11 protein-coding genes are annotated in these 21188 nt (G+C 66.0%); 8 read left to right on the top strand and 3 right to left on the bottom strand.

All coding sequences use genetic code 11. The annotated features are described in order from the left end of the window. Positions 1-34: 34 nt before the first annotated feature. Together ACTOWK_RS15080 and ACTOWK_RS15075 are read left to right on the top strand one after the other, a co-directional pair. Positions 35-5431, top strand: coding sequence for an RHS repeat-associated core domain-containing protein (locus ACTOWK_RS15080; RefSeq protein ID WP_441330939.1), 5397 nt, complete (start codon positions 35-37; stop codon positions 5429-5431). Next, entirely contained in the window at positions 5428-5745 is a 318-nt protein-coding gene (locus ACTOWK_RS15075; protein ID WP_441330938.1) for a hypothetical protein, read from the top strand. The genes ACTOWK_RS15080 and ACTOWK_RS15075 overlap by 4 nt, the downstream gene beginning before the upstream one ends. Before the next feature lie 156 nt (positions 5746-5901). Here the strand turns inward: ACTOWK_RS15075 and ACTOWK_RS15070 are convergent, their stop codons facing one another. The 3 genes from ACTOWK_RS15070 to gshB are packed head-to-tail and all read right to left on the bottom strand — an operon-like array spanning position 5902 to position 8827. Continuing rightward, a complete protein-coding gene (locus ACTOWK_RS15070) occupies positions 5902-6951 on the bottom strand; it encodes a cytochrome-c peroxidase (protein ID WP_441330937.1) in 1050 nt (349 codons plus the stop codon). Between the two features lie 38 nt (positions 6952-6989). Further along, positions 6990-7871 carry an energy transducer TonB gene (locus ACTOWK_RS15065; RefSeq protein ID WP_441330936.1) on the bottom strand — a complete coding sequence of 294 codons (882 nt, stop codon included), beginning with the start codon at positions 7869-7871 and terminating at the stop codon, positions 6990-6992. Continuing rightward, on the bottom strand, positions 7868-8827 hold the full coding sequence (gshB, locus tag ACTOWK_RS15060; RefSeq protein WP_441330935.1) for a glutathione synthase: 960 nt from the start codon (positions 8825-8827) through the stop codon (positions 7868-7870). The genes ACTOWK_RS15065 and gshB overlap by 4 nt, the downstream gene beginning before the upstream one ends. A gap of 332 nt (positions 8828-9159) precedes the next feature. Here gshB and pilG point away from each other — a divergent pair, with 332 nt between their 5' ends. From pilG to ACTOWK_RS15030, 6 genes are all read left to right on the top strand, one after another. Further along, positions 9160-9558, top strand: coding sequence for a twitching motility response regulator PilG (gene pilG, locus ACTOWK_RS15055; protein WP_441330934.1), 399 nt, complete (start codon positions 9160-9162; stop codon positions 9556-9558). A 19-nt stretch (positions 9559-9577) separates the two neighbouring features. Then, a complete protein-coding gene (locus ACTOWK_RS15050; RefSeq protein ID WP_435395704.1) occupies positions 9578-9943 on the top strand; it encodes a response regulator transcription factor in 366 nt (121 codons plus the stop codon). A gap of 4 nt (positions 9944-9947) precedes the next feature. Further along, complete coding sequence (locus tag ACTOWK_RS15045) at positions 9948-10499, top strand: chemotaxis protein CheW (RefSeq protein WP_441330933.1); 552 nt, start codon at positions 9948-9950, stop codon at positions 10497-10499. 50 nt (positions 10500-10549) lie between these two features. Next, positions 10550-12568 carry a methyl-accepting chemotaxis protein gene (locus tag ACTOWK_RS15040; RefSeq protein WP_057918989.1) on the top strand — a complete coding sequence of 673 codons (2019 nt, stop codon included), beginning with the start codon at positions 10550-10552 and terminating at the stop codon, positions 12566-12568. Positions 12569-12722: 154 nt separating this feature from the next. Next, entirely contained in the window at positions 12723-19337 is a 6615-nt protein-coding gene (locus tag ACTOWK_RS15035) for an Hpt domain-containing protein (protein ID WP_441330932.1), read from the top strand. Beyond that, a complete protein-coding gene (locus tag ACTOWK_RS15030) occupies positions 19330-21087 on the top strand; it encodes a chemotaxis protein CheB (protein WP_441330931.1) in 1758 nt (585 codons plus the stop codon). Before ACTOWK_RS15035 ends, ACTOWK_RS15030 begins: the two co-directional genes overlap by 8 nt. Positions 21088-21188: the final 101 nt, after the last annotated feature.

The raw sequence follows: 21188 nt of genomic DNA, 5'->3' as shown, positions 1-21188 counted from the left end.
CGCAACACCAGCGCACGGATCGAGGAAGCAAGCGATGAGCCACATCGGACAGGGAAAGCGCAAGGGCTGGCGGATGGGCGCAGCGGTGCTGGCGCTGGGTTTGGCATTAGGCATGACGGCAATGCGTCCGGGCGAAGTCGGCGCGGCGCTGCAGCCGCTGCCGTCGCCGTTGTCCCAGCAGTTGGCGTTGGATGCGCCGCAAGCGCGAGCGCAGATGCCGGACGGTCGCTGGCTGGTGCTCGTGCGCGACGGTCGCTCCCTTGAACTCCGCGATGGCAGCGAGTCGTCCAAGGCATTGCGGCGCTGGTCGCTGCCGGCTGTCCGTCGCTTGGCCAGCCTGAGTTTGCTTCCGAGCGGCCGTGCATTGGTATGGGGCGGCATTGACGAGCGGGGTCGCGCCCAACCGCAGGGGCTGTGGTTCGACTTCGGGACGCAGACATTGGCGCCGACCGTATCGCTGGCGCTGGTGCCGCGTGCAGGTCATGCGGCGACCGTTCTCAGCGATGGACGGCTGCTGCTGACGGGCGGTTGGTCGCCGGGCGTGGCGGGAGTGACGAAGTCCGAACTGTGGGACGAGCGCGACGGTAAGGTGCAGGTGGCGCAAGGCGTGTGGAGCCCGCCGAGACTCGGCCATGCCAGTACCTTGGGTGCTGACGGCCGGGTGCGATTGTCGGGTGGCGTGGACGCGCAAGGGCGGCGCCTAGTGAAGGAGGATCAGTTCGATCCCGAGCGCCAGATATTCGTTGCGGCGGCGAAGCAGGCTGCGTCTACGGGTTCGAGCGTGCCGGTGTTGTCCGGGTCCTGGCCTGCGCCGAAGTCGGCGGAGGTGTCGCCTGATGCTCGTTTGTGGCTGCGTTTCAACGAACCCTTGCGGATGTCGGAGGTGAATGCCAGCAGCGTGGTGCTGTTCGGCCCCGGCGGACGTACAGCGGTGCGAGTGGTGCCGGTGGAAGGCGGTCGCCTGGTCTTCGCGACACCGCAGCAGGCGCTGTTTCCGGGCTCGGCTTACACCTTGCTGATCGATGGGGTGCGCGGTCGCAACGGCCAGCCGCTGGCGGCGACCGCGATCGACTTCCGGACGGTTGCGCTGAATGCCGATGAGGTAGCGGCGACCGCGCCGACCGAAGTACAGGTAACCGGCCAGGGCGCCGTCCGAGTCTGCACGCAAAAGGGCGCGTGGTATGCGCCGTGCCGCGCGCGTTCTGAACTCAAGGACGGCGTGTGGTACCCGGGCGCGGACAACACCGACAGCAGATGGCGAATCTACACGCCGGACCAGCGGCCGACGCCGAATGCATCGATGGCCAAGACTGCGGCGCTGTACGGCGTAACGGCTGTGCGTGGACGAGTAGTGCGGGTCGATGAGCAGCCCGTGGCGAATGTGGAGGTCAGCATCGGCCGCCAGAAGGCGCTGACCAATGCGGACGGTTGGTTCACATTGCTGGATGCGCCTGCCGGCTGGCAGGAGCTTTATGTCGATGGCAGCACGGCCAACGGACCCGAAGCGGAATACGGCCAGTTCGTGGTCGGTGTGCGGGTCGCGAAGGCGCAGCTGACGGAACTGAGCTATCTGCTGCACCTGCCGCGGATCACCGCGCGCGACAAGATACGCATCTCTTCGCCGCTGAAGCAGGAACTGCGGGTAGGCCATCCCGATATACCGGGTCTGGAGCTGCGGATCCCCGCCGACACGGTGATCCGCGATCGCAAGGGGCGCCTGGTGACGGAGCTGGCGATCGTTCCGACGCCGGTGAACCGCGCCCCGTTCCCGGTGAAAGAAAACCACCCGATGGCGTTCACCCTCGAGCCGGGCGGCGCGCAGGTGCAAGGCCTGACCCCGGCCGCTTCGGGCGGCATCCGGGTGTTTTACCCGAATTACGACCGCAAGCCGGCGGGTACCGTGGCGGACTTCTGGATCTACGACCCGCGCGAAGGCTGGCGGGTCTACGGCCAGGGCACGGTCTCGGAAGACGGCAAACAGTTCGAGCCTGAGCGCGGCGTAGCCCTGCACCAGACGATGGGCGGGATGTACAGCGTGCCCAGCAACGATCCGCCGCCGAAGGACGGAATGCCGCCGGAACAAAGCGGTGAATGCTCCGATCCTGGTTGTGCGGACCAGAACGCCAAGAGCGGTGGCGCAGGAACCGAAGGCGACCCGGTGGATCTGCACACGGGCGACTTCATCTACAGCGATACCGATGTGACCCTTGCCGACGTGGTGCCCTTGTCGCTCAGCCGGCACTACCGCCCACGCGACATGGCGCGTCGCGAGTTCGGCCTGGGCATGTCGCTCGGCTACAACTATTACCTGCAGCGTACGTCGGAGGACTATGCCGCGATCCGCATGGTATTGCCGAACGGATCGGCCGTGCAGTTCGACCGTCTGTCGGGAACCGGCGCACAGGGCGAATGGCGACAGAACGGGTCGCGTAGCTCGTTTGCCGGTGCCGTGATGCGCACCGTCTACGACGCCGACCCGGAGCAGCCCTATGGGCGGGCCTATCGCGTGACCCTGCGCGACGGCTCGACGATGCAGTTCGGCAGCTACAACAACACCAAGCTGCAATGGGTGCAGGACCGCTTCGGCAATCAGACACGCCTGGGATATACCGCAGGGCTGCTGACCCAACTGGTGTCGCCGAACGGGCGCATCCTGACGTTCGTTTACGACACCAAAAACCGGATCAAGACTGCGACGGATCATACTGGCCGAGCGTGGGGGTATGAGTACGACGAGCGCGACCTGCTCAAGAAGGTGACCTACCCCGATCTGACGACGAAGAGCTATACCTATATCGTCGGCACATTCGCCGACGATTTCGATGTCTGTCCGGCCGGGATCAACGTGGATCCGCGGTTCTGCATGTACGCGAAACAGCACAAGCAGTTCGGAACGACTCTGCTGCAACACGTGATGGAGTCGGTCATCGACCGCCGCGGCAACCGGGTGGTGTTCAACGAGTACCCCCGTCACGGTAGCTGGATCGGCCGAATTGCCAAGCAGACGCTCGCGGACAACAGCGTCTATACCTACAACTACACCACGACGCCGGAGGGCCATTTCGCGGTTCTCGTGACTCGCCCGAACGGCGTGAAGCGACGGGTGATTTTCGACGAATCGGCTACGCCGTATCCGATCAGCGACACCTACGGCTACGGCACGGCCAAGGCGCAGACCTATCTGTTCGAGCGTTACTCGTCGGGTCAGGTGAAGCTGCGGACCGATCCGCTGGCGCGTAAGACTGCCTATCAGTACAACGCTGCCGGTCAGGTGACCCAAGTCACCGCACTGTTCGGTACGCCGAAGGCACAGACGGTGAAAATGGCCTACTACCCAGATGGGCATATCCAGAGCGTGATCGACGTTTTGAACCGGAAGACGACTTTGGAATATGCGGACGGTTGTTTGAGACGGATCATCGATCCCTTAATGCGCAGTACCGAAATTGAATGCAATGCGTCGGGTCAGCCGCTGAAAGTGACCGATCCTCATGGCTATGTTACGACCTACCGGTACGATGCGGGCCAACTCACGGCAGTAGTGGACCCAATGGGGCGGGCGACCGGACTGGCATATGACGCGCTGGGCCGCCTCGTGGTGGTGCGTGACGCGGACGCCCGCATCAGGCACCGCAGTTACGACAGCAATGATCGGGTGCGCAAGGTGATCGACCCGATGCAGCGCGTGGCGGAGTTGAGCTACGACAACAACGGCAATGTCGAGGCGGCGCTGTTACCGCACGGTAATGGAATGACCTATCTATATGACGTTCGAGATCGGCTGAAGGAACGACGCGATAGCCTAGACCAAGCGGAGACCTGGACCTACCAAGACGATCGCTTGAAGAGCTATAAGAATCGTGGCGGCCAGATGACTAGCTTCGCTTATGACGCCTTGGGACGCCCGGAGACCGCTACGCTACCTGATGGGAGCACGCGAACTACCGAATACGACGAAGCGGATCGTCCGCGTCAATTGATGGATTCGATGGCGGGTACGGTCAGCTGGGAGTACGACGATTTCGACCAACTAAGCCGAGAGACGAGCGCGGCCGGCGTCGTCACCTACGAGTACGATGCCATGGGGCGGCGGATAGGCATGACCGCAGGCAGCCAGGCGAAGGTCGAATACCGTTACGACGACGGCGATCAACTCAAACGGCTCTGGCAGGGCAGTGAGATCGTCGAGTTCGACTACGACGAGATCGGCCGTCGCAAGAACATGACCCTGCCCAACGGGGTGACTGCTGCGTACTCGTTCAACGATGCCAGCGATCTGACTGGCCTGGCCTATGCGAAATCCGACGGCACGGTATTGGGTGCTATGGGCTATGGCTACGATCGGGTGGGGCGACGCACGGCTCAGACGGGCTCGTGGGCAAACAGCTTGTTGCCTGCCGCGAGCACGGGCAATGCATTCGACGATAACCATCGGCAGACTCAGTTTCAGGGTCAGACTTTGAGTTACGACGCCAACGGCAATCTCATCGGTGATGGCGTTCGGACATACGTCTGGAACGCTCGTAAACAATTGGTGGCGATCCAGCAGGGCGGGCAGACGATCGCAAGTTACGAATACGACCCGTTAGGCCGACGCATCGGTAAGACCGAAGGCGGGCAGGCGATGCAGTACCTGTACGACGGGCTCGATGCCGTGCAAGAGACCCGTGGAACAACGGTTGGCGGAATCTTGACCGGGTTGGGGATTGATGAGCGGTATGCGCGGACCGACACTTCAGGCCGTACTTATTTCCTTACCGACGCATTGGGTAGCACCAAGGCGTTGACGAATGGTAGTGGTGCGGTAGTGCAGCGTTATGACTACACGCCATATGGACAGACTCTGGCGACTCAGAGCGGATTCAATAATTCGTACCAGTACACCGGGCGCGAACTTGATGCGAGCGGCTTGTACTATTACCGGGCGCGTTACTACCATCCAGGGATGGCACGGTTTATCAGTGAGGATCCGATCGGGTTGGCCGGCGGTTTGAATGCTTATGCCTATGTCGGTGGAGATCCAATTGAGAGTGTTGATCCTCTTGGTTTGGCTGAAATCTGTTATCGGGCGCTTGATGCCCCTGGAGGCAGAGCGCTCTTTGCATTTGATCGGGCTGGAGCCAAGCTGGGAATGAGTGGGCCAGACGACGCGAACAATACCCGCTTAGGTCATGAGCACATTTTCTATGTGGATGGAACCGATAGCGGATTTGGGGATAAAGGGCTTATGAAAAATTCCGAGACTGCGCGGAAAAGTGACTATAAAGAATGCAGAGGCGGGTACGATGATGAACGCTTGAAGCGTGCGGAATCTCGAGTGCAGCAGCGACCGCTCTGGTCAGGTGAGCAATACAATGCTGTCCAACATAATTGCCAGAGTTACGTCGATCGCGTCTTGCGCGAATACGCCTCGGAAATCAAGGCGCCATGACTTCTGCGGCGGGCATTTCGCCAGTTGTCCGCTACGCGTTGGTTGGTAGCGTCTCGTTAGCAATCTGGTTGATTGTGGTTTGGTTGTATGTGCGTATGGGGCAGCCGCCTCTAAAAATCATCTACGAAATTCTATTTATTGTCGGTGTGTACGCCGGGTTCTTGTGGTCCAGTTTGCCTTTGTTTGCTGAGCAAAGTGGGCCTGGGAAATGGGTGGTGCGCGTTGTTTCTTCAGGGCTTGTCATGGCGATTTGGTTGCTCATCAGTACTTGCGTGGCTATAGCATTTCAGCTTGCAATTGGCGGCACCCTTTAACCCAATTGTTTTGACGGACGGGATTGGTATCTGTGCCTGCTTTATCGGTGCTTGCCAGAAAGCGCGATGGTTCATCGCTTTTAATTGCGATCTGGACATGTAGGGGCATGTTGTCAGTCGAGTATCCCGCTAACTTTTCCTGGATAAGCCGTCCTATTACAGTGATCGCAATAGCGTTGTCAGTTGTCGGCGCTCCTCTACCGTAATTGATAGTGGCTTGCCTTTATTGAGCCCGCGGTAGTAGATCTCCTGCTCTACCGCTTGCTCTAAAGTCGCCACCGAACCGTCATGCATATACGGCGCAGTCAGCGCGACATTGCGTAGCGACGGCGTGCGAAATGCCGCCAGGTCAGCGGGCTGGCGGCTTGCGACAAAATGGCCTAGCCCCGCGACATCCGTTTCGGTCAGCACGATCTGCCCGAGTCGTGTTCGATCGGCGATGCGCGGGATAAGCGTCGCCACTTTGCCGGCGATGGCGTCGTCGTTGACGCCGAGGTGGTGGAAGCGATCGTCGGTGAGACGCGCACGTGGCGTTTGCAGGACATGGCATTCGTTGCAAGCCGCCTTGCCGGTGAACAGCGCCAGGCCAGCCTGTTCGTCGGGGCCGAGCGCATTGCGATCGCCTGCAATGAAGCGATCGTAGGCACTGTCGCCGCTGCGCAGCGTGCGCAGGTAGGCGGCCAAAGCTTTGGCCGCGGCCTCGGCGGATACGCCGCCGAGTGGTTTGAACGCCTCGGCATATTGCGGAGCGCGCTCAAGGCGACCGACGAGATCCTCAGTCGAAGCCAGTCCCATTTCCACCGGATTGGTCAGTGGCTGCAGGACCACGGTTTCCAGGTTCGACTCCCGCCCATCCCAGAAGAAATGCGGCAGCTCGGCCACATCCAGCAGCGACGGTGCGTTACGGGTGCCGGTTCGGCCATGGGCGCCGACCGAAGTCGCCAGCGCATCGGTAAACGCTTGGCCGGGACGATGGCAGCTTGCGCAGCTGATGCGGCCATCGCTGCTGAGGCTCTTATCGTTGAACAAGCGCTCGCCGAGCGAGGCCCAACGCGCGTCCGCGGCAGCCGGATCGGCTGCTGTCGTGGGCTGGTCGCATGCGGCAGTCAGCAAAGCCAGGCCGATTGCGAGGATGGGCAGCCAGCGGGAAGGCTTGAACGGGACATGCATTGCAATCAATCCATTGAGCCGGACAGGTTCGGCCATGGCCGCATGGGGAGCGGAAGCCGGCCCTGCGGCCGGCCTTACTCGTCCACCAGCGACCCGCCCGGCAGGAAGTTCCAGGTGCGGGTGACGTGCAGGACGTCGGGGTTTTCTTCGGTGTGCGGCAGCGGCGGGTAGGGCTCGGCCAGTTTGGCGATGCGCAGGGCGGAGGCGTCTAGCAGGGCGATGCCGCTGCTGCGGATGATGTCGGCGCGCTCGACGTTGCCGTTGCGGCGTACCGCGACGCTGATCACCACCTGCCCGGCGAGCCGGCGGCGGCGCGCTTCGTCGGGGTAGTTGAGGTTGCCGACGCGTTCGACGCGGTCGACCCATTCGCGCAGATAGCCGGCCCAGGCGTATTCGGTGGTGCTGGCCGAGACGAACTTGCGGGTCGGGCGCTTGGCGTAGCGCTCCGAGCGCATGTGGATCTCGGCGGCCAGGCGCGCCATCTCGATGTCGTGTTCGATCTTGCGCGGGCCGGGCGGCAGCGGCCGCTCGGTCGGGGTCTGGGTGCTGCGGTCGCGCGCGGTCACGGTTTCGCCGCGGGTGCTGCTGACCACGCGCGCGACCGGCTCGGGCTGCGCGGTCGGCGACTGGGCGCGCAGCGCCATCTGGGCGACGCCGGCCTCGGCCTGCGGGGCGGGGCCGGACTGGTTGTCGCGCGGACGCGTGCTCTTGTCGTGCTCGCCGCCGCCTTGGTTGTTGGCCTGGGCGAGGAAGTCGGCCTGCTTGGGCGTCAGCGCGGTCTGGGTCTGGGTCAGGATCACGTCCAGCGTCGGCACCACCGGCGCGGCCTGCTCCAGGGTGTAGCCGACGCCGAGCACGACGATGCCGTGCATCAGCAGCGACAGCACCATGGTGGCGCTGAAGCGCTGCGGCTCGGCGATGCCGCCGGCCGGGGCGGCGGGGGCGACGGCGCTCATGCGGCCAGGGCGGCGACGCGGGCCTCGATCGCGTCGAACAGCAGCCCGGCGATGTTGAGGCCGAATTGTTCGTCGAGCTCGCGGATGCAGGTCGGGCTGGTGACGTTGAGCTCGGTCATGTAGTCGCCGATCACGTCCAGGCCGACGAACAGCATGCCGCGGCGTTTCATCTCCGGGCCGACTTCGGCGGCGATCCAGCGGTCGCGCTCGCTGAGCGGGCGGCCTTCGCCGCGGCCGCCGGCGGCGAGGTTGCCGCGGAACTCGTCGCCCTGCGGGATGCGGGCCAGGGTGTAGTCCACCGGCACGCCGTCGACCAGCAGGATGCGTTTATCGCCGTCGCTGATCTCCGGCAGGTACTTCTGCGCCATGACCAGGTGACGGCCGCCGTCGGACAGGGTCTCCAGGATCACATTGACGTTCGGCTCGCCGGCGCGGACGCGGAAGATCGAGCGCCCGCCCATGCCGTCCAGCGGCTTGAGCACCGCTTCCTGGTGGAAGGCGAGGAATTCCTTGACCGCCGCGGGGTTGCGGCTGACCAGGGTCGCCGCGCAACACTGCGGGAACAGCAGGGCGGCGAGCTTCTCGTTGTAGTCGCGCAGGCCCTGCGGGTCGTTGACCACGAAGGCGCCGGCGCGCTGGGCCATGCTCAGGATCTGAGTGTCGTGCAGGTACTCGGCGTCGACCGGCGGGTCCTTGCGCATCATTACAACGTGACCAGTCGCTAATTTAATTTGTGACCAAGTTCCCAGTTTGTACCAACCGCTTGGATCGTCGCGCACTTCCAGCGCCGTCACCTTCGCCACTGCATGGCCACCGTGTAGGCTCAGTCCGCCCGGCTGCACGTACCAGAGCCGATGTCCGCGGCGCTGCGCTTCCAGTAGCATGGCGAAGGTCGAGTCCTTGGCGATCTTGATCGACCCGATGGGGTCCATCACGACGACGATGTCCAACGGCATGGGAACGGAATCCTGAAAGATTGACGGCGATGGTAGCAGGCGGGTCGCCGGTATCTGTCATGATGACGGGGTCGGAAACGGTCGCGCTGCGTCCATTTGCGACACGCAGCGATCTGGCTACTGCGCGATGCGACGGGGCGACGATGCGCGGGCCGGTAAACCGGCCGGCACAACGTTCGGTAGCGCATGGCGAGCCTGTTCCGGATGACGGAATCGCTGCGTATTCAGTTTCCAGGCACGGAATGCGCGCTTGACAGCCTGCGTGCGGCTTGGAATAAAGACGGCTTCGCGACGCCCGGGGAAATCGGCGTTCGCAATGGGGGATACAAAGAATGCTCGACGAGGTTCGTAGCGGCAGCCTCGATGGTCTAAGGGTCATGGTGATCGACGATTCCAAGACCATCCGTCGAACCGCCGAGACACTGTTGAAACGCGAAGGGTGCGCGGTGGTCACGGCCATCGACGGATTCGAAGCGCTGGCCAAGATCGCCGACCAGCAGCCACAGATCATTTTCGTGGATATCATGATGCCGCGTCTGGATGGCTATCAGACGTGCGCGCTCATCAAGAACAATCAATTGTTCAAGGGCACGCCGGTGATCATGCTGTCTTCGAAGGACGGCCTGTTCGACAAGGCGCGGGGCCGCATCGTCGGGTCCGAGCAATACCTGACCAAGCCATTTACGCGCGAGGAACTCCTCGACGCGATTCGCAAGCACGTACACGCCTGACCGGGGGGTAAGGCACACCATGGCACGCATCCTGCTTATCGAGGACTCGCCGACGGATACCGCGGTCCTGACCCAATTGCTTCAGCGCAATGGGCACGAAGTCTTCGCTTCGGGCAGCGCCGAGGACGGCATCGAAGCCTGCAAGCGCGAGCTGCCGGACCTGGTGATGATGGACGTGGTGTTGCCGGGCATGAACGGGTTCCAGGCCACGCGCGCGCTCAGCCGCGACGCGCAGACCAGTGCGATCCCGGTCTTGATCGTGAGCACCAAGGGCATGGACACCGATCGCGCCTGGGGCATGCGCCAGGGCGCGCGCGACTACATCGTCAAACCGCCGCGCGAAGACGAACTGATCGCGCGGATCAACGCATTGCTGGGTAACTGAAACGATGACGCTCAAGCCGCCGTTCGATGTGCTGACCGATTACGAGCGCCGCAGTCTGGCGCACGTGCCCGGCCTGCCCGAACAGCTCGACGCGCCCGGCCTGTGGCGCGGCGTCGGCTACCGCATCGGCGAGCGGCGCCTGGCGTCGACCTTCGCCGAGGTGGTGGAAATCCTGTCGCTGCCGCAGGTCACCCACGTCCCCGGCTCGCAGCCGTGGATGCTCGGCCTGGCCAACGTGCGCGGCAACCTGCTGCCGATCGTCGATCTCAAGCAGTTCCTGGAAGGCGAGCGCACGGTGCTGCACGAGGGCCAGCGCATCCTGCTGGTGCGCCAGCCCGGCGGCGACGTCGCGGTGCTGATCGACGAGCTGTACGGCCAGCGCAGTTTCCACGACCAGCAGCAGATCGGCCTCGAAGAAGGCGCCGAGCAGGGCCTCACCGAAGGCCGCTACGCCTATTTCATCGACCGGGCTTACCGCCTGGACGACCGGTACTGGGGCATCTTCAGCCTCGACCGCCTGGCCCGTACTCCCGAATTCCGACAAGCAGCGGCCTGAGCTGCTCCCTTCATCAGCCCGACTAGTAAGTTCACCGAGGTTTGCGAACCATGAGCACTGTGATGGACAACGCCGGCAAGAGCCGCCTTCTGGGCGCCAACACCTGGCTGATCGTACTGGCCGTATCGGTGCTGGTGTTCGGTCTCAACACAGGCTACGCGACCTGGAAAGGCGCGAGGCTCGGCGGTGCCGGCTCGGCGGCGTCGAACCTGCAGGTGAATTCGCAGAAGCTCGCCATTCAAGGCCGTGAAGCGGTCGGCGGCGCGAAAGACGCCTTCGCCGAGTTCAAGAAGACCAAGGCTGCGATCGACGAAGACGTGCAGACGCTCAACGACAACTTCGGCGATACCGCCGGCGTGTCGGGCCCGATCGGCGTGGTCAGCAAGAGCTGGCAGCCGCTGGGACAGAGCGCCGAACAGGTGATCGCGAGCGAGAAGGCGGTGCTGGCCCTGGCCGGCAACGCCGACAGCTTCTCCAGCCGCGTCCCGCAGCTGCAGGCCCGCCTGGACGAACTGGTCCGCGCGATGTCGGCCTCCGGCTCGCCGTCCTCGCAGGTCTACATCGCCCTGCGCCAGGTCGTGTTGTCGGCGACCATGGCCCGACGCATCACCGAAATCCGCGCAGGCGGCAGCGGCGCCGGCATGGCCGGCGAAGCGCTGGTCCGCGACGCCACCGTGTTCGGCAACGTCCTGACCGGCCTGCGCAAGGGCGACACCTCGTTCGGCGTGACCGCGCTGTCCAACTCCAGCGCGCTCGCCGCGCTCGGCCAGGCCGAAGCGCTGTGGCTGGAAATGAAGAAGGACCTCGACGCGATCTCGGCCAGCTCCAAGGACCTGTTCCAGGCCCAGGCCGCGGCCGAGTCGATCACCGGCGGCTCGGAACGCCTGCTGAGCGAAAGCGAAACGCTGTTCAGCGCCTTCACCGCCTTCGGCTCGCTGCGCGACAAGAGCGTGTTCGGCAACCTGTGGCTGTCGATCATCTCCGGCCTGGCCGCGCTGGTCGCAATCGCCGGCTTGCTGTTCTCGCTGAACTACGCCCAGCAGCGCCGCTACCAGACCACCAAGGAACTCAACGACCGTAACCAGGAGGCCATCATGCGCCTGCTGGACGAAATGGGTTCGCTCGCAGAAGGCGACCTGACGGTCAAGGCGACGGTGACCGAGGACATGACCGGCGCCATCGCCGACTCGATCAACTTCGCCGTCGAGCAGCTGCGCAGCCTGGTGCAGACCATTACCGACACCTCGGTGCAGGTCGCATCCTCGGCCCAGGAAACCCAGGCCACCGCGATGCACCTGGCCGAAGCGGCCGAGCACCAGGCCCAGGAGATCAACTCCGCCTCCGACCGCATCAGCGAAATCGCGGCCTCGATCGACCAGGTCTCGAAGAACTCGGCCGAGTCGGCCGACGTGGCGCAGCGCTCGGTGCAGATCGCGACCAAGGGCGCGGGCGTAGTGCGGCAGACGATTCAAGGCATGGACTCGATCCGCGACCAGATCCAGGAAACCTCGAAGCGAATCAAGCGTCTGGGCGAAAGCTCGCAGGAAATCGGCTCGATCGTCGAACTGATCAACGACATCTCGGAACAGACCAACATCCTGGCGTTGAACGCGGCCATCCAGGCGGCCTCCGCCGGCGAAGCCGGCCGAGGCTTCGCGGTCGTGGCCGACGAAGTGCAGCGACTCGCAGAACGCGCCTCCAACGCAACCAAGCGAATCGAGACGCTGGTCCAGACAATTCAGTCCGACACCAACGAAGCTGTCAGCTCGATGGAACAAACGACCTCGGAAGTGGTCGCGGGTGCGCGACTGGCCGAGGACGCCGGTACCGCGCTGGGCGAGATCGAAAAGGTGTCGTCCGACTTGTCCAACCTCATTCAGGGCATTTCCAGTGCGGCCCAGCAGCAGTCCAGCGCCGCCTCGAACATCACCCAGACCATGAACACGATTCAGCAGATCACCTCGCAGACCTCGCAAGGCGCCAACCAGACCGCAGCGTCGATTGGAAACCTGGCGCAGCTGGCGGCCGACCTGCGCCGTTCGGTCGCCGACTTCAAGCTGCCGGCCTGACCCGGCGGCAGCCGAGACACGACGCGGCGCTTTGAACGGCGGCTTTGGACGGGATTAAAAGAAGGGTTGTATCGAGGATGAAGCTTCCGACACATCGCTGGCAGAGCCACGGTCCGCGTCTGCGACGCGGTCCCGCCGACGGGCGGGTCGCGTCATGACCGCGTTGCGCGAAGCGATCGACACCACCACGCTGGGCTGGATCAAGCCCGAGCTGGACGAAACCCTGCGTCAGGCGCGCCAGGAGATCGAGGCATTCGCCGAAGATCCCGCCGACGCCTCGCGCATGCGGGTCTGCGCGAACCATCTGCACCAGGTGCACGGCACCCTGCGCATGGTCGAGCTGTATGCGCCGGCGATGGTCGCCGAGGAGATGGAGCGTCTGGCCATCGCCCTGCAGCAGGGCCAGGTCGCCGACCGCGACGAGGCCTGCGCGGCGCTGATGCGCGGCGTGGTGCTGCTGCCCGACTACCTGGAGCGCCTGCAGGGCGGGCATCGCGATATTCCGATCGTGCTGCTGCCGTTGCTCAACGAACTGCGCGCCACGCGCGGCGAGTCCGGGCTCAACGAAAGCGTCCTGTTCGCACCGAATCTCGACCGTCCGCTGCCGGCGCACCTGCCGCCGCCGCTGCCGGTCGGCAGCGCCGCCGGCCGCAACGCCAGCGCGCCGCATCTCGCCTCGCTGCGCGACGCCCTGGCCGGTTGGCCGGAAGACGGCGCGCCCTCGAACCCGGCCCAGCTCGCCTCCGCGATCGACGGTCTGCTTGCCGACGTCGTGTTGGAACCGGTGCGGCGCATGCTGTGGGTGGCCTCGTCGGTCGCCCACGCCCTGCGCGACGGCGCCCTGCCGGCGACCCGCGCCCTGCGCCAGGCCTTCGGCGGTGTCGACCGCGAAGCGCGGCAGATGCTGTCCGACGACGGCTTCAGCGCGCCGCGCGGCGAACCCGCGGCCGAGCCGACCCGTCAGTTGCTGTATCACGTCGCCCACAGCGACGGCCGCCATCCGGCGCTCGACGACCTGCGCCAGACCTTCGAGCTCGCCGCGCACCTGCCCAGCGAGTCCGAACTCGAACACGCGCGCGGCAGCCTCAGCGGCCGCAACCGCGCCCTGCTCGATACCGTCGCGGCGGCGATCAAGGAAGACCTGCTGCGGGTCAAGGACGCCCTTGACCTGCACCTGCGCACCAACCAGACCGACCCCGGCGAACTGCGTCCGCAGGTCGACGCCCTGGCCCGGGTCAGCGACACGCTGGGCATGATGGGGCTGGGCATGGCCCGCACCGTCGTGCTGCAGCAGCGCGAAGCCATGCACGAAATCGTCGAAGGCCGCCGCGCCGCCGACGAAGGCACCTTGCTCGACGTAGCCGGCGCCTTGCTCTATGTCGACGCCTCGCTGGACGACCAGGTCTCGCGCCTGGGCCTGCCCGAAGACAAGGCCGAAGAGAACCTGCTCGCCGGTGAGGCGCGCAAGGTGCTCGACGTGGTCGCCCGCGAAGCCATCGCCAATTTCGGCGACGCGCGCCAGTCCTTCGTCGCCTTCGTCGAGACCAAGTGGGACCACGACGAGCTGACCGAAGTGCCGCGCGTGCTCGACGAAGTCGCCGGCGCCCTGCGCATGATCGAGCTGCCGCTGGCGGCCGACTACCTGACCGGGGTCAAGCGCTACACCGAAGTCGAATTGATCGGCCGTCGTCGCGTGCCCAGCGGCCAGCAGCTCGATACGCTGGCCGACGCGCTGGCGAGCCTGGAGTACTACCTGGAAGCGCTGCGCGAGCAGCGCCCGAACCGCGACGACATTCTCGACATCGCCCGCCAGAGCCTGGAAACCCTGCGCTACTGGCCGTTGCCGGACGTGATCCGGGTCGAGCCGGTGGCCGAAGCCGCGGTCGTGGCGACTCCGGCCGCAGCCGTGCCGGTCGAGACCGCCCCGGTCGACGCTGCGCAGGCGCCGACGGCCGAGACCTCGGCGGCCGAGTTCGTCGCCGCGGACCAGCTCGAACAGAGCCTCGAAGCGCAACCCACGGTCGAAGCCACGACGGCCGAAACCGTCGCGCCGACCGAAGCGGCGGCCTCGGAGGCCACGCGCGAATCCGTTGCCGGCGAAGCCGGTGCGATTGAAACCGTCGCCAGCGGCGCCGCGGGTGGCGCGTTGGTCGACGCCTCCTTGCTCAACGCGGTGCCCGATGCGCCGCCGTCGATGCTCGGCCAGTCGGTCGCGACCGGCGGTTTCGAACAAGTCGACGACATCGACGACGAAGTGCGGGAAATCTTCCTCGAAGAGTTCGAAGAGGAAATCGCCAACCTCGACAACCTGCTGCCGGCCTGGCGCGAAGCGCCGGACGATCTGGCCCGCGTGCAGCCGGTGCGGCGCGTGTTCCACACCCTCAAGGGCAGCGGCCGCCTGGTCGGCGCGCGCACCCTGGGCGAGTTCAGCTGGAACATCGAAAACCTGCTCAACCGCGTGCGCGAACACGGCCGCGCGGCGAGCCCGGAAGTGATCGATCTGGTCGAGCACGCGCATCGCGCGCTGCCGGGTTTCTACGCCGCCCTGCGCAACCAGGGACCGCTGACCATCGACGTCGCCGGCATCGAGGCGCACGCCGATCTGCTTGCGACCGGCGAAGAAGCCTTCTATCAGCCGCCGCAAGCGGCGGTGGAAGTCGAAACCCCGGCTGCGGTCGCGATCGACGGACCTTACGTACCGGCCTCGGTCGACCCGGTCCTGCTCGAAATCCTCGACGGCGAAGTGGCCGGCCACCTGGTCACCATCGAAGCCTGGCTGGCGGCCTCGCATGCGCAGCCGCAGTTGGTCAGCGACGCGCTGCAGCGCTCGATCCACACCTTGAACGGCGCCTTCGCGATGACCGAAGTGCCGGTCATCACCGACGTCACCGCGCCGACCGAAGCCTACGTTAAGCGTCTGCTCGCCAGTGCCGCGCCGGCCAGCGACGAAGGCGTGGCCGCGTTGACCGCGGTCGCCGATGCGATCCGTCGCACGGTCGAAGCCCTGAAGTCGCCGACCCCGCACGTGCCGATGTTCGTCGGCCTGCCCGAACGCATCGCCGCGCTGCGCGACAGCCTGCCCGACGCGCGTTCGCCGATGATCACCGAAGAGCTCTACCACGACGATGCCTTGCCGGAAGGCCAGGATCTGTCCGAGCTCACCGTCAACGATCTCAGTGCGTTCGGCGATTACGACCCCGCGCGCGAATTCGCCCAGGTCGCCGACAACGACAATGCGTCGGCCAAGCCGGTTTCCAGGACCGATTTCGATGGCGACGAGCTGAGTCTCGGCCTCGACCTGCTGCCGAGCGGTTTCGCCGACAGCACGATCGAAGCCGCGCGTCTCGAAGCCGAGCGTGCCGAAGCCGAACGCCTGGCCGCCGAGCAAGCCGAAGCCGAACGCCTCGAAGCCGAGCGCCTCGCCGCTGAGCAAGCCGAAGCCGAACGCCTCGAAGCCGAACGCCTGGCTGCCGAGCAAGCCGAAGCCGCACGTCTTGAAACCGAGCGCCTGGCCGCCGAGCAAGCCGAAGCAGAACGCCTCGAAGCCGAACGCCTGGCCGCCGAGCAGGCCGAAGCCGAACGTCTCGAAGCCGAGCGCCTGGCCGCCGAGCAGGCCGAAGCCGAACGTCTCGAAGCCGAGCGCCTGGCTGCCGAGCAAGCCGAAGCCGAACGTCTGGCCGAAGAAGAGCGTCTCGAATACGAGCGCCTCGAAGCCGAGTACGCCGCCGAAGCCCAGCGCGCCGAACTGGCGCGTCTGGAAGCCGAACGAATCGAAGCCGAACGCCTCGCTGCCGAACAAGCCGAAGCCGCACGCCTCGAAGCCGAGCGCATCGCGGCCGAACAGACCGAAGCCGAGCGCCTGGCCGCCGAGCAGGCTGAAGCCGAGCGTCTCGAAGCCGAGCGCCTTGCTGCCGAGCGGGCCGAGGCCGAGCGTCTCGAAGCCGAGCGTCTTGCCGCCGAACAGGCCGAAGCCGCACGTCTCGAAGCCGAACGCCTCGCGGCCGAACAGGCCGAAGCCGAGCGTATCGCCGCAGAGCGCGCCGAAGCCGAGCGTCTCGAATACGAACGCCTCGAAGCCGAGTACGCCGAAGCCGAACCCCTCGCACGCGAACAGGCCGAAGCCGACGCTCAGGCCGATGCCGATGCCGATGCCGATGCCGAACAGCCGGCGACCGATCTGGCCCAGGTCCGCCTCGACGACCGCGGCACCGACAGCGAAGCCGCGGCCAACGACAACGACGAAACGCAAAGCGCCGAGGTCGAGCGTCCGGCCGCAGCGACGGCAGCAGGCGCTAGCACGGCCGTGCAGACCGGCATCGCCGCCGGCGTGCCGGCCGCGCTGGCCGCGATCTTCGCGCATGCCTCCAACGCCAATCCCGATCCGGAAGAAGCGCTCGATGTGAGCGAGCTCGATCCCGAACTCGTCGACATCTTCGTCGAAGAGGGCGGCGACCTGCTCGACCACTCCGACGGTCTGCTCGCGCAGCTGCGCGAAACGCCGAGCGAGCGCGAGCCGCTGGTCGGGCTGCAGCGCGATCTGCACACGCTGAAGGGCGGTGCGCGCATGGCCGGCATCATGGCCGTGGGCGAACTCGGCCACGTCATGGAGTCGCTGCTCGAAGCGGTCGTCGACCATCGCACCGAACTCGGCCGCGACGGTCTGGTGCTGCTCGAACGCGGTTTCGACCGCTTGCACGCCATGGTCACCCGCGTCGGCACCGGTCGCGCGATCGCGATGCCGGAGGCGCTGATCTCGGTGTTCGAAGCGCGCTGGCGCGGCGAAGCCATGCCGACCTTCGCCGGTCTGCAGCCAGCTCAGAGCGAGGCTGCGCAGCCGCAAGCGCAGGCGCAACCGGTGGTGGCCGATCACGACGGTCTCAAGCCGCTGTCGGCACCGATCATCGACGCGCCGCTCGGCGACGAAGACGAGATCGGTGTGCGGGCGCCGCAGGAACAGGTGCGTATCCGCGCCGACCTGCTCGACCGCTTGGTCAACTACGCCGGCGAAGTCGCGATCTATCGCGCCCGCCTGGAACAGCAGTTGGGTGCGTTCCGCGGCGCGATCGCGGAAATGGCGCAGACCAATCTGCGTATGCGCGATCAGCTGCGCCGTCTGGAAATCGAGACCGAAGCGCAGATCATCGCGCGCTACCAGCGCGAGGGCGATTCGGGCGACCAGTCGTTCGATCCGCTGGAACTCGACCGCTTCTCGACCCTGCAACAGCTGTCGCGCGCGCTGACCGAATCGGCGGCCGACCAGAACAGCCTGCAGAACACCCTCGACGACCTGACCCGTCAGTACGAAACCCTGCTGCTGCAACAGTCGCGCGTCAGCTCGGAACTGCAGGAAGGCCTCATGCGCACGCGCATGGTGCCGTTCGACACCTTGCTGCCGCGTCTGCGTCGCGTCGTCCGCCAAGCTTCCAGTGAACTCGGCAAGCAAGTCACGCTCAAGCTCGAAGGCACCCAGGGCGAACTCGACCGCAACGTGCTCGAGCGCATGACCGCGCCGCTGGAGCACATGCTCCGCAACGCCGTCGCGCACGGGCTGGAACGTCCCGAACAGCGTCGCGCCGCCGGCAAGCCGGACGAAGGCACGGTGCGCATCGCGGTGCGCCGCGAAGGTTCGGAAGTCGTGCTGGAAGTGGCCGACGACGGCGCCGGTCTCGACCGAGCGGCGATCCGTCGCCGCGGCGAAGAACGCGGCCTGGTACGTGCCGACGCGGTCATCGCCGAAGCCGACCTGGACTCGCTGATCCTCGAACCGGGCTTCTCCACCGCCGACGAAGTCAGCCGCCTCGCCGGTCGCGGCGTCGGCATGGACGTAGTGGCCAGCGAAGTGCGCCAGCTCGGCGGCACCTTGGACATCCACTCGCGTCCCGGCCACGGCGTCCACTTCACCCTGCGTCTGCCGCAGACGCTCGCGGTCACCCAGGCGGTGTTCGTGCGCATCGGCGACATCACTTTCGCCGTGCCGATCGCTTCGGTGCGCGGCGTCGGCCGCTTGTCGCGCGAGCTGCTCGACGCGGGCGAGGCGAACTACCGTTACGGCGGCGAAGACTATGTCGTCCACGACCTCGGCACCCTGATCGGCCACGCGCCGGCCAAGGCCGAAGGTCAGCTGCAGATGCCGTTGCTGCTGATCCGCTCCGGCGATCTGCGCGCCGCCATCACCATCGACCAAGTCATCGGCAACCGCGAAATCGTGGTCAAGCCGGTCGGCCCGCAGGTGGCGTCGGTGCCGGGCATCTTCGGCGCGACGATCATGGGCGACGGCCGCGTGGTGGTGATTCTCGACGTCGCGCCGCTGGTGCGTCGCCGCACCGCGCAGTTGCTCGACTTCGCCCAGGTGGTGGTGCCGCCGGCGGCGCCGGCGGAAACCCGCCGCGTGCCGCTGGTGATGGTGGTCGACGACTCGGTGACGATGCGCAAGGTCACCGGTCGCGTGCTCGAACGCCACAACTTCGAGGTCATCACCGCGAAGGACGGCATCGACGCGCTCGAACGCATGGCCGAGCGCGTGCCCGACCTGATGCTGCTCGACATCGAAATGCCGCGCATGGACGGTTACGAGCTGGCCACGCAGATGAAGGCCGACGCGCGCATGCGCGAAGTGCCGATCGTGATGATCACCTCGCGTACCGGCGAGAAGCATCGCCAGCGTGCGTTCGAGATCGGTGTCGAGCGTTATCTCGGCAAGCCTTATCAGGAGCTTGAATTGATCCGCAACGTGTTCGAACTGCTTGGAATCGCGCGTCATCATGGCTGAAGCAGAACGTCGCGTAGCGTTGTTGGCGCGGGCCGGCGTGGCCTGCGACCGTTTGCGTAGCGCGCTCGGCGATGCCGGCGCGAACCTGGTGTTGGTGGGCGACCCGACCTCGCTGGAACCGGACGCGCTGGACGCAGCCGATCCGGACGTGGTCGTGGTCGTGCTCGACCCGGCCACCGAGGACGCACTGGACCGTTTCGAGAACCTGCTGGTCGATCCCTCGATCGAGGTGATCTTCGAGGAAGCCGAACTGACGGTGTCGCGCGAGGGCTGGGACGAAGCGCGTTGGGCGCGCCATCTCAGCGCCAAGCTGCACCGACACGACGACGTGTTGCCGCCGGGCCGCGAGCCCGAGCCGGAACCCGATCCGATGCTGATCTCGACCGGGTTCGAGCGTCCGTTCGCGGCGGGGTCGCCGCTGGCGCAGGAGCCGGTCGGGTTCGACCCGGCCTCGGCCGAGGCCTCGCTCGATCCGCTGTCGTTCGTCGCCGCCGAACAGATCGGCGAACTGGCGCGGGTCGCGCCATCGCCGCCGCCGGCCGAAGACAGCATCGAATTCCTCACCGCCGAAGCGGTGGCCGAGGACGACGCGGAAGAGATCGTCGCCGAAGAGATCGTCGCCGAAGAGCTTGTCGCCACCGAAGCGGTCGTCGCCGAGGATTTCGACATCGGCCACCTGACCCTGGAAGCGGTCGACAGCCAGGACGAAGTTCCGGGCAACGCCGCGCCGTATTCGCCGACGCTCGACGAGTGGGTGGAACCGGCCGCGGCCCATGCCGAGGTGCCTGCGCTCGACCAAACCGGGCTGGGCGACCTCGAAGTCTGGCGCGCGCCGCCGCAGGACCAAGTCCGCGAGCTGATCGACTTCGACAGCGCCTTCTCGATCCAGGACGATCGGTCCGAGCTCGAATCCGCCTCGACGGTCGCGCCGCTCGATTTCGACGACGGCCGCAACGAACGCGCCGCGGCCGAAGCGCGCACGTTCGAGAGCGATTTCGAATTCGACTTGAACGAAGACCTGCAAGCGGCGCCGAAAGCGCCGTCGCCGCCGTCGCCGGCGGTACCGGACTGGTCGTTCAGCGACGAGGCCAGCCTGGTCAGCGCAGCCACCGGGCAAAGCGGTGCGCATGGCAACGCCGGCGTGGGCAAGCACGATCTCGACGAAATCGAGCGCCGTATTTCCGGCCTCGAACTGGTCGACGACCGCCTCCCGGCCTCGACCCGCAACGGCGCCGTGCTGGTGCTCGCCGGCATCGGCGGGCCCGATGCGGTGCGCCAACTGCTCGGCGCGCTGCCGGAGAATTTCGGCCGCCCGGTGCTGGTGCAGCAACGCCTCGACGGCGGCCGCTACGACAAGCTGGTCGCGCAGATGCAACGCGCGACTTCGGTGCTGGTCAAGCTGGCCGAACCCGGCACGCGCACCATCGACGGGGTGATCTACATCCTGCCGGCGGGGCTCGGCATCGAGGTCGGCGACAGCGGGATCCAGTTCGTCGAAGGCGCCGAGGTGCTCGACGCCTTGCCGGCTTCCGACAGCGCGGTGCTGTTGTTCAGCGGCGCCGACCCGGCCCAGGTCGATACTGCGATGAAGCTGTCCGCGCACGGCGCGATGGTCGCGGGCCAGTCGCCCGACGGTTGCTACGACGCGGCCGCGGCCAGTGCGGCGATCGCGCGCGGCGCCGGCAGCGGCCAGCCGGCCGATCTCGCCGCCAAGCTGGCCTCGCGCTGGTCGGTGCAAAGCGCGATCTGAGGTCGCAAGCCAACAACCCGAACGCCGTCGCCGCCCGGCGACGGCACCGAATCCCGGATTCCGCCGTCATCGAATCCACCGCAACAGATCCACCCGTTGAA

This window comes from Lysobacter sp. CA196 (assembly GCF_052078695.1).
Classification (GTDB): domain Bacteria; phylum Pseudomonadota; class Gammaproteobacteria; order Xanthomonadales; family Xanthomonadaceae; genus Lysobacter.
The sequence above is the reverse complement of the archived record's forward strand: the minus strand, read 5'-3'. Positions and strand labels throughout refer to the sequence as shown.